General features: G+C 67.7%; 1 protein-coding gene. It reads left to right on the forward strand.

What is annotated here, in order from left to right; translation table 11 throughout:
• A partial coding sequence (locus ADL15_RS26140; protein ID WP_198171014.1) for an FG-GAP-like repeat-containing protein occupies positions 1-201 on the forward strand: 201 nt, incomplete at both ends.

The raw sequence follows: 201 nt of genomic DNA on the forward strand, positions 1-201 counted from the left end.
GCGGATGTCAGCGGTGACGGGCGTGTGGACGTCCTGGCCCGGTTCTCCGACGGCAATCTCTACGTCTATCCGCACACGGGTGGGACCGGCACGAGTACGTTCGGTGAGCGCTACCAGGTGGGCATCGGGTGGAACGACGCCACGGCGATCTGTGCCGCGGATGTCAGCGGTGACGGGCGTGTGGACGTCCTGGCCCGGTTC

The sequence above is a fragment of the Actinoplanes awajinensis subsp. mycoplanecinus genome, assembly GCF_001509495.1.
In the GTDB taxonomy this organism is placed as follows: Bacteria; Actinomycetota; Actinomycetes; order Mycobacteriales; family Micromonosporaceae; genus Actinoplanes; species Actinoplanes palleronii.